Source organism: Candidatus Dormiibacterota bacterium (assembly GCA_035635555.1).
Classification (GTDB): domain Bacteria; phylum Acidobacteriota; class Polarisedimenticolia; order Gp22-AA2; family Gp22-AA2; genus Gp22-AA3.
The window spans coordinates 1-13,143 of the sequence record DASQAT010000030.1 but is presented as its reverse complement, the minus strand read 5'-3'; the positions used below and the strand labels follow the sequence as shown (position 1 = coordinate 13,143).

The following is a 13,143-nucleotide window of genomic DNA, read 5'->3' as shown; positions in this document are numbered from 1 at the left end:
TTCGCCGACTGCCTGCGAGTCGGTGGAAGCGCGGGAGACCGCTCCAGATCGTGAAAGGGAGGGGACGTGATGAATCCGATCTCAGCGAAAGACGTGAGGGCAAGGCGGTGCGCCGTGGCGATGCTGTCGGCGCTTCTCGGGTTGAGCGGCCAGCACCGGGCTGAGGCCGGCACGAACGTCTGGACGGCGATCGGGCCGGAGGGGAGGGTGATCTACCGCCTGGCCATCGACCCGAACGCCAAAGGCACCATTTACGCCAGCAGTGATCCGGGCCTCTTCAAGACGACCGACGCCGGCGCAACCTGGGCCGCCTCCGGTCCCGGCACGCGCACCGTGGTCCTCGATCCCACGAGTTCCTCCACCCTCTACACGGCGGCTCCCGGCGGCGTCTTCAAGAGCACCGACGGAGGCGCGAGCTGGTCCGGCACGGGCATGACCAACCCGCGCGTCGCCCTCATCGCCATCGACCCCCGGACCCACACCACTCTGTACGCAGGAACGAGGCTCGATTTTGAGATCAGGAAGGAGAGCATTTCGAAGAGCACCGACGGAGGGGACATCTGGACTGCCCTCAACAGCGGACCATCCTGGGTCGATATCTACGGACTGGCCATCGATTCGCAGACTCCCTCCACCGTCTACGCAGGCGCCTTCGGCTCCGGTGTCTTCAAGACCACCGACGGGGGCGCCACCTGGAGCTACGCCAACGTCGGCCTGACCAACCACGGCGTCCTGGCGCTTGCCATCGACCCGCAAACGCCCGCCACTCTCTATGTGGGGACCATCGGCGGGCCGGGGTACGCCAGCGGCGGCGTCTTCAAGAGCACGGACGGCGGCGCAACCTGGGCCGCCACGGGCCTTCCCAACATCACGATCAACGCCCTGGCCATCGATCCGAAGGCCCCGACGACTCTTTACGCCGCAGCGTACAGCGACGGCGTCTTCAAGAGCATCGACGGCGGCGACCACTGGATCGATCTGAGCGCCGGCCTCTCGGGCGTGAACGTCACCACGCTGGCCGTCGAACCGCAGGATCCGAGGAATCTCTACGCGGGCACCAATGGCGCCGGCGTCTTCGCCCTCCGGCAAGAGGAGGCTCCGCCGAACCATCCCCCTCTCGCCGACGCGGGACCCGATCAGGTCGTCGAGGCGACCGGCCCGGACGGTGCCCCGGTCACCCTGGACGGGTCCGGCTCGTCCGACCCCGACGGAGACCCGCTCGCGTACGATTGGTCGTGGGCGGCCGGCCGGGCGGACGGCGACCACCCGCGCGTGACCCTCCCCCTCGGGACGACGACCGTGACGTTGCTGGTGAGCGACCCGCAAAAAGCGAGCGCGACCGACAGCGTCCTGATCACGATCCAGGACACGACCGCGCCGGCCATCGCCATGAGCGCCCCCGACGACGGGGCGACGGTGTCGGGCACCATGAACGTCACGGCGAGCGCCTCCGACGCCGTGGCCGTGTCGGGGGTGCAGTTTCTGATCGACGGCATGCCGCTGGGGCCCGAGGACACGTGGGCGCCCTACGAGGTGCCGTGGGACACGCGCTCCGCATCGGATGGAGTGCACCATCTGGCGGCACGGGCGCGGGACGCGGCGGGCAACCTGGCCACCTCGGCCGCGTTGACGGTGACCGTGGCGAACGGCCCCGTCCCGGCCCTCGCCGTCGTTCGCACGGAGGAGACCGGGGTCGAGCTTGCGCCGGCCGGGGCCTGGACCGTGATCTCCAACGAAGACGTCGGCGTCGCGATGAGCGGCAGCCGCGCCGTGTACGCCGGGTCGGCGGGATCGACGGCCACCTTCACGTTCACGGGAACGGGGGTGCGATGGATCGGCTTCCCGTGCGAGCGCTGCGGGATCGCCGACGTCCTGATCGACGGGAGGCGTACCGCGACGGTGGACACCTTCGATCCGTCGCGCCCGGAGTTTTCGCGCGTGATGTACACGAGCCCCCGACTGGAAGTGGGGAGCCACACGCTTGTGATCATGGTGACGGGGGTCGCGAACACTTCGTCCGTGGGCCCCTTCGTCGTCGTCGATGCGTTCGATGTGATGCTCGACGAAACCGGCCTTCTTCCACCGCTGCCACCGCCGGCTCCGATCGGTCTTCCGGGAGGTTTCCCGTGACGAGGCGCGACCGCAGACCATCTTCTAGTTTCTGACTGTGATCGAAACCTCCGCGGAGTCCTTGAACCGCCCGTTCACGTCGATGGCGCGGACCTTGATCGTGTAGTCCCCGATCGTGCTCGTCGTCCAGGAAAGAGTGGCCTGGTTGATCGTCTTTACTTTAGGTGAGACGACCAGATCGGGCGGCGGGGGCGGGGTAGGGGGGGACACGTAGAGCCTGATGAGATCGAGCGCGGCGTTGTCGCTGGCGTTGACCTTGACGGTGACGGTGACCGGCTTCCCCTTCTTCCGGTAGGTCGTAGATTGTGCGGGCGACGTGATGCTGACCGAGGGATCCTGTCCGTCCGCCGCGATCCTGTACAGGTGAACGTCGTAGGCGCTCCAGTCATCCTTGAGCACGCCGCCCGCGTCGATCGGAACCGACCGCGCCTCGCCGATCACTTCCGCGGTCATGCCGCGGGCCGGGCTCCCCAGGGTCACGCTTTGCTGGGAGGCGGCCGCGGCGTTGGCGTTGATCGTGATCATGTAGTCCTGGCCCAGGTACGCCTTGCTCCGGGCCTTGATGTCCGCGTCCGTGAACTGAGGCTCGATGGGATAGCGGATCGGGTCCGTCGACGCGAGCAGCGGCTCCAGTCGGCGCAGCTCCTTTGCCACGTTGGAGAGCCCCGTCCACACCCACTCGGTGCCGGGGAAGGGCGTGAGCTCGCTCATCGAGTACGCCCAGGTTCCGCGGGCGCCGTAGACGATCCCCAGGTAGGCCATGGTGCGCATCTCCTGCTCGGTGGGGTACCGGCTGGGCGAGGGTCCCACGGGGAAGCTCCTGTCCAGCTCGAAGGAGTACGCCTCGAAAACGTGCTGGAACGGCTTGCCCGACTGCTCCGCCTCGGCCAGCCCGCAGGCGATCCATTCCTTCGGATAGTTGTAGGGGGGATAGTTGTCCAGCATAGGAACGTCGATCAGGGCGCGATAGGGGTAGGTCGTGTTGTTCATGTACGTCGTCGCGCTCACGGCGGGGTAGGAGTAGGGGGGCTTGTGGATCTCCTGGTAGAGGATGTCCATCCGCTGCGGCAGGATGGTGCCCGGCGACCGCGCGACACGAGGGAGGCATGGGGAGCCGGTCGTGCCGAGCGGGTCGAACAGCTCGGGCTCGTCGAAGATGTAGTAGCCGTACAGCCCCGGATGGCCGGCGACACCGCTGATCCTGGCACTGGCGTAGTCGCGGACCTGCTGGTCGCTCAGCGCCGGGTTCAGGACCACGTTGTTGCAGAAACCGGTGGTGACGGCCCGGACGGGCGGCGTGAACGTCTGGGTCTTGTCCAGGAAGGCCCGTGCCACGGCGGTCTCCGCAGCGGCTTCGTCCGCGAGCGTCGCCCCGTATTCGCATGAGCCGAACAGCCCGCCGAACAGAGTGTTGAAGCCGGCGCGAACGGCGAGCGGCTGATCCTCGGGGGTCGGGACGAAGAAGATCCCGACCGGGTATGACTTGCTGTCGTCTCTCGGGACCGGGTCCACGGCAGGCTGGGTGATGAATGTGAAATCGCCGGATCGACCCTCGAGCGATGTCGCACCGCGCGAGACGATGCGGGCGTGGTAGCGGGTCGAGGGGGGCAGCCCGGCGGGCATCACGACCTCGTGGACGCGGGTCATCTCGCCGGGGTTCTCCTGGCTCGAAGGGTACAGGTAGAACGTGGCGCCGGTGCCGTACTCCACTCTGGATCCGGCGTCCTGGTCCGTCTCCCACTGGATCTTGACCTGCCCGTCCCGGACGACCTCGGCGTTGACATGGGAGACGATCGGCGGCCGGCGCGTCGGCTGGGGCGGGGTCGTGCCCCAGGGGACGATGCGCACGTCGTCCACGAAGACGTCGGTGTTCTGCGCGGCGGCGCCGTTGCCGTTCGTCTCGAGCTTGACGCCGAGCGTATAGATCCCGCTCCAGTTGAACGGCCTGTGCACGAACCAGAACTGGTAGAGGTCGCAGACGCGGCCGTTGCCGGCCACCTCGCTCTGGTCGAAGCAGCGGTCGTCCGCGGGCTGATGGTTGGGATCCGGTGTCGTGAGCTCGCTCCCGATGGTGATGGTGTTGGTGCCCGGCTTCAGACCGTGGAAGGAGTGGAACACGAAGTCGATCGGTCCGGCGCGGAGGATCACATACATCCGTCCCACGTTCTCCGGGTGATCCGTCCGGACGCGCAGCGCCAGGTCCCACCCGAGCTGCTGGATGTCGAGATACATGAGCTTGTAGGCGAATGCCTGGCTGTTCGGGGGGAGCGACAGTTTGAGCTCGTGATTGGTGCCCGAGGTCGTCACCTGGTCGGCACCGTCGCCGGCCCAGTACTCGTCCTGCGGCTCCATCGTGGCGATGGTGATCGCCTGACCGGTGTAGTTGGTAGGCGGGGAAAGCTGGATGGAGAGGTCATCGAACTCCACGGTTCCCCTCTCGGCGCCCAGCTCGAACGCGAACCAGCTCTCGGGACCCTGCTGGCGGCTCTGGTCGATGTCGTCCGGAACCTGGAACGTGGCCGTGTACGTGTGCCACGAGAGATCTCCGGCGGCGTTCTCCAGCGGGATGTCCAGGACCGCCCAGGTCCGGATGTCCGCTCCGTAGCCGGCCACGTGCTGCGAGAACTCGACCCAGAGCCTGTGCGTGAACGGCCCCGCGGGCGCGTCGGGATCGGCGACGATCCGGCTCTTGAAGGACAGCGTGTAGATCATGCCGGCTTCGAGGATGTCGATCCGGCGATCGAGCTGGCGGAGCTGGACGGTCCAGGGGTAGGAGGCCGAGTCGGCGGTCACCCGCGCGAATCCCCCCATGTCCACCACATTCCCGTAGTTATCCCAGTCGGCCAGGCCGTTGTCGAAATGGCCGTTCGTGACGTATTCGAGCGCCGGATCGGGAACCGGGTACGCCCGACCCGATTGGTGACCCAACAGTACGACTATCAAAGCGGTGAGCGCGGCGGCGCTGCGCGCGACGCGGTGACGATGCGCGTGGCGTTCCATGGCAACCTCCTCGGTGCGCCGAGAGGCGCTTCTGGAGACAGGAACCTGTCAGGGACTTCCGGAAGTATACGCCCGGCGCTTCCCATCCGAAGCGATCATGTGTCATCCTCCGGCGTGCGCGTTCTGGGCCTCTATCTGGTTTCGGTCCTCATCTGGGGGTCCACCTGGCTGGCGATCACCTTCCAGTTCGGGACTGTTCCTCCGGCCGTGTCGGTGGCGTACCGATTCGCCCTGGCGGGTCTGATCCTCCTCGCGTGGGCCCTGTTGATGGGACTCCGCCTCCGATTCTCGCGGAGTGACCATCTCTGGATGGCGTTGCAAGGCCTCCTGCTCTTCGGAGTCAACTACATGTGCGTCTACCTCGCCGAGACCGAGATTACCTCGGGACTCGTGGCGGTGGCCTTCTCCCTCCTGGTCATACTGAACATCGTCTTCACGCGGTTCTTCTTCGGCACGCCTCTGAAGCCCTCCGCCCTGATCGGCGCCGGTCTGGGGATCGGCGGAATCGTGCTGGTGTTCCTGCCTGAGATAGTCCGCGGCACCGGCGGGAGGAATCCGACGCTCGGCATCCTCTTCGCTCTGGGAGGAGCGCTGAGCGCCTCGCTGGGGAACATCGTGGCGTCCCGCAATCACGGTCGCGGTCTGCCGGTGGTCCAGATGAACACCTTCGGGATGCTGTATGGCGCCCTGTTCGTGGCGGTCTTTGCGCTCGTGACCCGCCAGCCGTTCGTGTTCGACTGGTCGCCGCGCTACCTGCTCTCCCTCGCGTACCTCGCCGTGTTCGGCTCCATCCTGGCGTTCGGAGCCTTCATCTCGCTTCTCGGGCGCATCGGAGCGGATCGTGCAGGTTACGTGACGGTGGCGATTCCGATCGTGGCCCTGCTGCTCTCCGCCTCGTTCGAGGGGCTGCGCTGGCAGGCCTCCCTGGTCCTCGGGATTCTGCTCTGCCTGGCGGGAAACGTCGCGGTCCTCTATGGAAAAGGGACCCCGCGAGGCTAGGAGACAACCCTTCAGAACTGCTGCGCTTCCGTCGATTCCTTCAGCGCCAGGGTCGAGCCCAGGCCGCCGGAAATCACCTGGGCGACGTCGTCGAAGTAGGCCGTGCCGACCTCGCGCTGGTGCCGGGTGGCCGAATACCCTTGCGCCTCGGCGGCGAACTCCGCCTGCTGCAGGTCCGAATAGGCGCTCATCCCGCGGTTCCTGTACTCGCGGGCCAGCTCGAACATCCCGTGATTGAGCGAGTGGAATCCGGCGAGCGTGACGAACTGGAACCTGTACCCGATGGCGCCCAGCTCGCGCTGGAAGCGGGCGATATCGCGTTCGTCGAGGTGCTTTCTCCAGTTGAACGAAGGGGAGCAGTTGTAGGCCAGGAGCTTGCCCGGAAAACGGGCGTGGATCGACTCGGCGAACCGGCGGGCCTCGGGGAGGTCGGGCTTCGAGGTCTCGCACCAGAGAAGGTCGGCGTACGGGGCATAGGCCAGCCCGCGGGCGATGGCGCAATCGAGTCCGCCGGTGATGCGGAAGAACCCCTCGGACGTCCGGTCGCCGGTGAGGAACGGGCGGTCGTACGGGTCGATGTCCGATGTGAGGAGCTTCGCGCTGTTGGCGTCGGTGCGCGCCACCAGAAGCGTCGGGACGCCGGCGACGTCGGCCGCGAGACGGGCGGCGACCAGCGTGCGGATGAACTGATTCGTCGGCACCAGGACCTTGCCGCCCAGGTGGCCGCACTTCTTCTCCGAGGAGAGCTGGTCCTCGAAGTGGACTCCGGCGGCCCCCGCCTCGATCATCCCCTTCATCAGCTCGAAAGCGTTGAGGGGGCCGCCGAAGCCGGCCTCGGCGTCGGCGATGATCGGGGCGTACCAGTAGCGCCCCGCGCGCCCCTCGGCGTGCTCGATCTGATCGGCCCGCTGCAGCGCCTGGTTGATCCTGCGGACGAGCCTGGGAACGCTGTCCACGGGGTAGAGACTCTGGTCCGGGTAGGTGCTTCCGTGCGTGTTCGCATCGGCGGCCACCTGCCACCCGCTGCAATAGATCGCGTCGAGACCGGCGCGGACCTGCTGGACGGCCTGGTTGCCTGTGACCGCTCCCAGGGCCGCCACGTAGTCCTCCGTGTGCAGGAGCTGCCACAGGCGCCGCGCCCCCATCTGCGCCAGCGTGTGCTCGATGCGCACCGAGCCGCGCAGCCGCATCACGTCCTCGGGAGAATAGGTCCGCACGATCCCATCCCAGCGGGCCGCCATCGGATCGATTTCGGACGCCTGGGCAGCGGGGAAGGGGCCGGCTTTCGTTTCGGGCTGGAGACCGGGTTCGTACATCAGAGTCCTCCTGTCAGAACGTCGTAGGCCGGAAGCGTAAGGAAGTCGGGGCAGGTCTCCGAGGTCGACAACCGCACGAAGAGATCGGACGCCTCCTGGAATCGACCGGCGTCGAAGCGCTGGGGCCCCAATTCGCCGCGCAGACGCTCCATCTCCTCCGCGACGACACCCAGGAACAAGGAACGGCTCACGGGTCGGCCGTCGGACAGGCAGGCGCCGTGATGGATCCACTGCCACACCTGCGTTCTCGAGATCTCGGCGGTGGCGGCGTCTTCCATCAAATGATAGAGAGGCACGCATCCCGTGCCCCGCAGCCACGCCTCGAGGTACTGCACTCCCACGCGAACGTTGTGGCGCAGACCCCCTTCCGTCCGAGTCCCCAGCGGCGGTCGCAGGAGATCCTCGGCCACGACGACGACAGCCCGTCGCTTCTGGTGAATCTGGTTGGGGGCCTGCACAAGGGTGTCGAACACGTCCCGGGCCAGCGGCACGAGCCCGGGATGGGCCACCCAGGTTCCGTCGTGCCCGTGGCTCGCCTCGAGCCATTTGTCGGCGCGGACCTTCTCGAGCGCGGCCAGGTTCGCTTCCGGGTCGTTCTTGATCGGGATCTGGGCGGCCATTCCGCCCATGGCGTGGACGCCGCGCCGGTGGCAGGTCTTGATGAGGAGCTGCCGGCAGCCGCGCAGAAACGGCTGGTCCATGGTCACCTGCCCCCGGTCCGGCAGGACCGCCCCCGGATCGCCGCGAAGGGTCTTGATGTAGGAGAAGATGTAGTCCCAGCGGCCGAAATTGAGCCCGGCCGAGTGTTCGCGCAGCTCGTACAGAATCTCGTCCATCTCCAGGGCGGCGGGCAGCGTCTCGATGAGGACGGTGGCCCGGATGCTTCCACGCGGCAGGTTCAATTCCTTCTGGGCGTACAGGAACACGTCGTTCCACAGACGGGCCTCGAGATGCCCCTGCAGCTTCGGCAGATAGAAATACGGCCCGGAACCCTGCGCCAGGAGACGGCGGGCGTTGTGGAAGAAGAACAGGCCGAAATCGAACAAGGCGGCCGGCACGGGACGACCGTCCACTTCAAGGTGCCTCTCCACGAGGTGCCAACCACGCGGCCTCACCATGAGGGTCGCGAGCCGATCCCCGAGGGAGTATTCCTTGCCCGTGGCCGGATCGAGGTGGCGTATCGTTCCTTCCACGGCCTGCTTCAGGACGACTTGTCCCCGGATCACGTTGTCCCAGGTGGGCGACAGCGAGTCCTCGAAGTCCGCCATGAACGCGTTGGCGCCGGAATTGAGACCGTTGATGACCATCTTCGCCTCGGCCGGACCGGTGATCTCCACGCGTCGATCCAGAAGGTCGGCCGGAAGCGGGGCCACGGTCCAGTGGTCCTCGCGGATCTCGCGGGTCGCCTCCAGGAAATCGGGCCGCTCTCCGGCGTCATAGCGCGCCTGCGCCTCACTGCGGCTTTCCAGAATCTGCCGCACTCGCGGCGCGAATCGACGCGCCAGACCGGCGATGAAGGCGAGCGCGGCCGGTGTCAGAACCTCATCCGAGCCGGACGAGGGCTCCCTCTGGAGAACGACCCCGGGTTCGATCTGCGGCAACTCTGCCGTGCTCTGTGACATGGAATTCACCTCCAATGACGCATGCATGATTGTGGCTTTACCCGACAGATAAGCAATAAGAAACTGAAAGACAAGGAGTTAAGTCGAGCAGGACGTGTAAAGATACTTGCGAAAATCTGTAAAGTCGTTACATTTGGATCGGTTCACGAGGCGCACGCGGGATATCCGGGGGAGACAATGGTCCAGGACAGGCTGCGGCTGGGCTCTAGGATCAGGGCGCTTCGGCGGAGTGCGGGGCTGAGCCAGGCGAAAATGGCCGAGCGCCTCGGCATATCGGCCAGCTACCTCAACCTCATCGAACACAACCAGCGCCCTCTGAGCGCCCAGGTTCTCCTCCGGCTTGCCCAGGAGTTTCAGCTCGATTTGAAATCGTTCGCTGGGGGTGAGGACGAGCGTCTGGTGGCGGACCTCCTGGAGGTCCTCGGCGATCCGATGTTCGAGCGTCTGAGCCTGACACCGGCGGACGTGCGCGACCAGGTCGGGCATTCGCCCACCGTCGCCCGGGCGTTGCTGGATCTCTATCACGCCTACCAGGGGGCCCGGACCTCGGCCGGGATCCTGTCGGAGCGTCTCTCGGAGGGGCAGGAGCTGAAGGGGGTCGAGATCTCCCGCCTTCCCTCCGAGGAGGTCAGCGACTTCATCCAGCGCCGCATGAACTACTTTCCCGAGCTGGAGGAAGGGGCCGAAAGGCTCTGGCGGGAGGCGGGGCTGGAGGGAAAGGATCTGTTCCAGGCCCTCGCCCAGTACCTCGAGCAGGTCCGCGGCGTCAGGGTCCGGATCGAGAAGATCGGGGCGATGCACGGCGCCATCCGGAGATTCGATCCGGGGCGGTCGGAGCTCCTTCTGTCGGAAGTGCTGCGCCGGGGCAGCCGCAATTTCCAGCTGGCCCACCAGGTGGGCCTGCTCGCGCTCTCGGATGTTCTCGAGCGTCTCGCGGACGACTCACCGCTGCAGACCGAGGCGGCCCGTTCGCTCTGCCGGGTGGCGATGGCGAACTATTTCGCCGCGGCCGTCCTCATGCCTTACGATCGCTTGCTCAAGGCGGCTCAGGAGGAGCGCTACGACATCGACCTGCTCGGCCATCGCTTCCGGACCAGCATCGAGCAGGTCTGCCACCGCCTGACGACGCTCCGCCGGCCGCGCGCCGAAGGCATACCGTTCCATTTCCTGCGCGTCGATGTCGCCGGCAACATCTCGAAGCGGTTCAGCGGCTCCGGCATCCGGATCGCCCGCTTCAGCGGCGCCTGCCCGCTCTGGAACGTCCACGCCGCCTTCCTGACGCCCGGGATGACCCGGGTGCAGCTGTCGCGGATGCCGGACGGCACGACCTACTTCGACGTGGCGCGCACCCTGAGCCGCGAGAGCGGCGGCTACCACGCGCAGCGCGCGGTCCACGCCATCAACATCGGTTGCCCGGTCCAGTATGCCGGCGACCTGGTGTACTCGGACGGCGTCGACCTCGGGAAACCCGCGGCGGTTCCGGTCGGCGTCACCTGCCGCCTGTGCGATCGCATGAATTGCGAGCAGCGCGCCTTTCCAGCCATCCAGAGCCCGCTCGAGATCGACGAGAACGTCCGTGGCGCGTCGTTCTATGCTTCGACGTCGGAAGGGTGACGTTGGCCGCGGCGGCGGCGGGCGACTGCAGCCAAGGTGGCAGCGCACGGTGAGGTCGATCCCACGCAGCTCGCTTCCGGACGCGGATTCGACTCCCGCCGCCTCCACCATTCTACGCACTCGCCAGGTCTTCGCAATCCAGGAGCGTCCTTGGCCTCAAATGGGGTGGGGCAGGGATTCAGAGCTAAGGACAATCCCCTCCAATCCTCGATCTGCGGCAGAAGGCGATGGCGCGGCTCGGCAAGGACTTCGCCATCCGGCAGTTCCACAACGTCGCCCTGACCAACGATGTCCTGCCCTCGGTATCCTGGAGCGAGTCGTGGACGACTGGATCGCCTCCAGGGCTAAGGCACCCCCCCCGGATCTGATCGTCTATTCCCCTCGCCATCGGGCGCGGCCTGACCCAGTCCCGTGAACGGTGCGGACGCAAAAGGCCGCGCGGCCGGCTCATTATCAGGGATCTTACCCCTCAGCGTTCCGGCAATCACCTAACTGTCAGGTGCCGCTTCCGGGGCACCTTTAAGGCGTTTCAGGGTGGGGATCCTACGGAACAACTCAGGAGGCTTCCAGCCGTGCAGCGCTACATCATAACGCGGGGCGCGATCGTCGCCTGCCTCCTAAGTATGGGGCTGCGGGTGAGCGCGGATGTGCCACAGACCACCATCACCGGGGGCGAAGGGGCCGATGGTCAATCGGCGAGCGCGCAGCTCTTCGCCAGCAGTTCGGCTGTCCTGCAGGACGGACGCGTGCTGGTGGCCGGCGGTGTCACCGCAGGCGAGACGGTGATGATCACCGGCGCGGGCTGGCAACCGGGTGAGGCAGTCGATCTGTTGCTGCAGGAAGCGCCGAAACCCCGCGGTGATCGCGCGCTGAGTGCGGCTGCGGATGAGTTTCAACCGGAACCTTCTCAGTCGCAGACGACGGTTGCAGCTAGCGACAGCCCCTGTGCGGGTAAACAGGTAGGGGATCCGTGCGATGACGGCAACCCGTGCACCGTGGGCGAGACGTGCCAGAACCCGCAGGGTGGAGGCGGAAAGATCTGCACCGGCGGCACCGCAGGACCTGCCGGTACCGTCTGCCGTGCGTCGACCGGTCCTTGCGATCCGGCCGAGAGCTGCAATGGCACGAGCACCTCTTGTCCGGCGGACGCCAGGAGTGCGGCGGGAACGAGCTGCACGTCGGACGGGAACCCGTGCACGCTGGATCAATGCGACGGCAGCAGCGCGAGCTGCCAGCACCCGGCCGGCAACGCGGGGGCCACGTGCCGCGCCTCGGGCGGTGAGTGCGATCCAGCCGAGAGCTGCAATGGCACGAGCACCTCTTGTCCGGCGGACGCCAGGAGTCCGGCGGGAACCAGCTGCACGTCGGACGGGAACCCGTGCACGCTGGATCAATGCGACGGCAGCAGCGTGAGCTGCCAGCACCCGGCCGGCAACGCGGGGGCCACGTGCCGCGCCTCAGGCGGTGAGTGCGATCCGGCCGAGAGCTGCAATGGCACGAGCACCTCCTGTCCGGCGGACGCCAGGAGTGCGGCGGGAACGAGCTGCACGTCGGACGGGAACCCCTGCACGTTCGATCAGTGCGACGGCAGCAACGTGAGCTGCCAGCACCCGGCCGGCAACGCGGGGGCGGCGTGCCGCGCCTCAGGCGGTGAGTGCGATCCGGCCGAGAGCTGCAATGGCACGAGCACCTCTTGTCCGGCGGACGCCAGGAGTCCGGCGGGAACCAGCTGCACGTCGGACGGGAACCCCTGCACGCTCGATCAGTGCGACGGCAGCAACGTGAGCTGCCAGCACCCGGCCGGCAACGCGGGGGCCACGTGCCGCGCCTCAGGCGGTGAGTGCGATCCAGCCGAGAGCTGCAATGGCACGAGCACCTCCTGTCCGGCGGACGCCAGGAGTCCGGCGGGAACCAGCTGCACGTCGGACGGGAACCCGTGCACGCTCGATCAATGCGACGGCAGCAGCGTGAGCTGCCAGCACCCGGCCGGCAACGCGGGGGCCACGTGCCGCGCCTCGGGCGGTGAGTGTGACCCGGCTGAGACCTGTGACGGAGCGAGCGGTACCTGTCCAGCGGATGCCAAGAGCCCGGCGGGGTCGACTTGCCGCCCCTCAGGTGGTGAGTGCGACCCGGCTGAAAGCTGCGATGGCACGAGCACCTCTTGTCCGGCGGACGCCAGGAGCCCGGCGGGAACCAGCTGCACGTCGGACGGGAACCCGTGCACGCTGGATCAATGCGACGGCAGCAGCGTGAGCTGCCAGCACCCGGCCGGCAACTCGGGGGCGGTCTGCCGCGCCTCAGGCGGTGAGTGCGATCCGGCCGAGAGCTGCAATGGCACGAGCACCTCCTGTCCGGCGGACGTCAGGAGTGCGGCGGGAACGAGCTGCACGTCGGACGGGAACCCGTGCACGCTGGATCAATGCGACGGCAGCAGCGCGAGCTGCCAGCACCCGGCCGGCAAC

General features: G+C 67.1%; 13 protein-coding genes. 5 read left to right on the top strand and 8 right to left on the bottom strand.

Going from position 1 to position 13,143, the window contains the following annotated elements; all coding sequences use genetic code 11:
- The first annotated feature begins 69 nt into the window (after nucleotides 1–69).
- Nucleotides 70–2,130, top strand: a complete 2,061-nt coding sequence (locus VEW47_08095; GenBank protein ID HYS05140.1) for an Ig-like domain-containing protein — start codon at nucleotides 70–72, stop codon at nucleotides 2,128–2,130.
- Between the two features lie 24 nt (nucleotides 2,131–2,154).
- Here VEW47_08095 and VEW47_08090 read toward each other — a convergent pair whose 3' ends face one another.
- Nucleotides 2,155–5,130 (bottom strand): Ig-like domain-containing protein, encoded by a 2,976-nt coding sequence (locus tag VEW47_08090; GenBank protein ID HYS05139.1) that lies wholly within the window; start codon nucleotides 5,128–5,130, stop codon nucleotides 2,155–2,157.
- 99 nt (nucleotides 5,131–5,229) lie between these two features.
- Here VEW47_08090 and VEW47_08085 point away from each other — a divergent pair, with 99 nt between their 5' ends.
- Nucleotides 5,230–6,129 (top strand): DMT family transporter, encoded by a 900-nt coding sequence (locus tag VEW47_08085; protein ID HYS05138.1) that lies wholly within the window; start codon nucleotides 5,230–5,232, stop codon nucleotides 6,127–6,129.
- 11 nt (nucleotides 6,130–6,140) lie between these two features.
- On the opposite strand, the gene aceA is transcribed toward VEW47_08085, so the two are convergent.
- Both aceA and aceB read right to left on the bottom strand, forming a co-directional pair.
- On the bottom strand, nucleotides 6,141–7,370 hold the full coding sequence (gene aceA / locus VEW47_08080; protein ID HYS05137.1) for an isocitrate lyase: 1,230 nt from the start codon (nucleotides 7,368–7,370) through the stop codon (nucleotides 6,141–6,143).
- A gap of 74 nt (nucleotides 7,371–7,444) precedes the next feature.
- On the bottom strand, nucleotides 7,445–9,067 hold the full coding sequence (gene aceB / locus VEW47_08075; GenBank protein HYS05136.1) for a malate synthase A: 1,623 nt from the start codon (nucleotides 9,065–9,067) through the stop codon (nucleotides 7,445–7,447).
- A 177-nt stretch (nucleotides 9,068–9,244) separates the two neighbouring features.
- Between aceB and VEW47_08070 the strand changes: the two genes are divergently transcribed.
- Both VEW47_08070 and VEW47_08065 read left to right on the top strand, forming a co-directional pair.
- Nucleotides 9,245–10,681 (top strand): short-chain fatty acyl-CoA regulator family protein, encoded by a 1,437-nt coding sequence (locus VEW47_08070; protein HYS05135.1) that lies wholly within the window; start codon nucleotides 9,245–9,247, stop codon nucleotides 10,679–10,681.
- A 227-nt stretch (nucleotides 10,682–10,908) separates the two neighbouring features.
- The gene (locus VEW47_08065; GenBank protein ID HYS05134.1) at nucleotides 10,909–11,049 is read left to right on the top strand and encodes a hypothetical protein; all 141 of its coding nucleotides are present in this window, start codon (nucleotides 10,909–10,911) and stop codon (nucleotides 11,047–11,049) included.
- 249 nt (nucleotides 11,050–11,298) lie between these two features.
- On the opposite strand, the gene VEW47_08060 is transcribed toward VEW47_08065, so the two are convergent.
- From VEW47_08060 to VEW47_08040, 5 genes are all read right to left on the bottom strand, one after another.
- The gene (locus tag VEW47_08060; GenBank protein HYS05133.1) at nucleotides 11,299–11,577 is read right to left on the bottom strand and encodes a hypothetical protein; all 279 of its coding nucleotides are present in this window, start codon (nucleotides 11,575–11,577) and stop codon (nucleotides 11,299–11,301) included.
- 308 nt (nucleotides 11,578–11,885) lie between these two features.
- Nucleotides 11,886–12,065: a hypothetical protein gene (locus VEW47_08055; GenBank protein ID HYS05132.1), complete on the bottom strand. Its 180-nt coding sequence runs from the start codon at nucleotides 12,063–12,065 to the stop codon at nucleotides 11,886–11,888.
- 6 nt (nucleotides 12,066–12,071) lie between these two features.
- Nucleotides 12,072–12,251: a hypothetical protein gene (locus VEW47_08050; GenBank protein ID HYS05131.1), complete on the bottom strand. Its 180-nt coding sequence runs from the start codon at nucleotides 12,249–12,251 to the stop codon at nucleotides 12,072–12,074.
- A 6-nt stretch (nucleotides 12,252–12,257) separates the two neighbouring features.
- Complete coding sequence (locus tag VEW47_08045; GenBank protein ID HYS05130.1) at nucleotides 12,258–12,437, bottom strand: hypothetical protein; 180 nt, start codon at nucleotides 12,435–12,437, stop codon at nucleotides 12,258–12,260.
- 6 nt (nucleotides 12,438–12,443) lie between these two features.
- Nucleotides 12,444–12,623: a hypothetical protein gene (locus tag VEW47_08040; protein HYS05129.1), complete on the bottom strand. Its 180-nt coding sequence runs from the start codon at nucleotides 12,621–12,623 to the stop codon at nucleotides 12,444–12,446.
- A 307-nt stretch (nucleotides 12,624–12,930) separates the two neighbouring features.
- On the opposite strand from VEW47_08040, the gene VEW47_08035 reads away from it, so the two are divergent.
- On the top strand, nucleotides 12,931–13,143 hold a 213-nt coding region (locus VEW47_08035; protein HYS05128.1), incomplete at its 3' end, for a hypothetical protein.

Excerpts from the sequence above, each read along its gene's own strand:
- VEW47_08095 (HYS05140.1), top strand. The coding sequence starts at position 70 with ATGAATCCGATCTCAGCGAAAGACGTGAGGGCAAGGCGGTGCGCCGTG.
- VEW47_08090 (HYS05139.1), bottom strand. The coding sequence starts at position 5,130 with ATGGAACGCCACGCGCATCGTCACCGCGTCGCGCGCAGCGCCGCCGCG.
- aceA (HYS05137.1), bottom strand. The coding sequence starts at position 7,370 with ATGGCGGCCCGCTGGGATGGGATCGTGCGGACCTATTCTCCCGAGGAC.
- aceB (HYS05136.1), bottom strand. The coding sequence starts at position 9,067 with ATGTCACAGAGCACGGCAGAGTTGCCGCAGATCGAACCCGGGGTCGTT.
- VEW47_08070 (HYS05135.1), top strand. The coding sequence starts at position 9,245 with ATGGTCCAGGACAGGCTGCGGCTGGGCTCTAGGATCAGGGCGCTTCGG.
- VEW47_08065 (HYS05134.1), top strand. The coding sequence starts at position 10,909 with ATGGCGCGGCTCGGCAAGGACTTCGCCATCCGGCAGTTCCACAACGTC.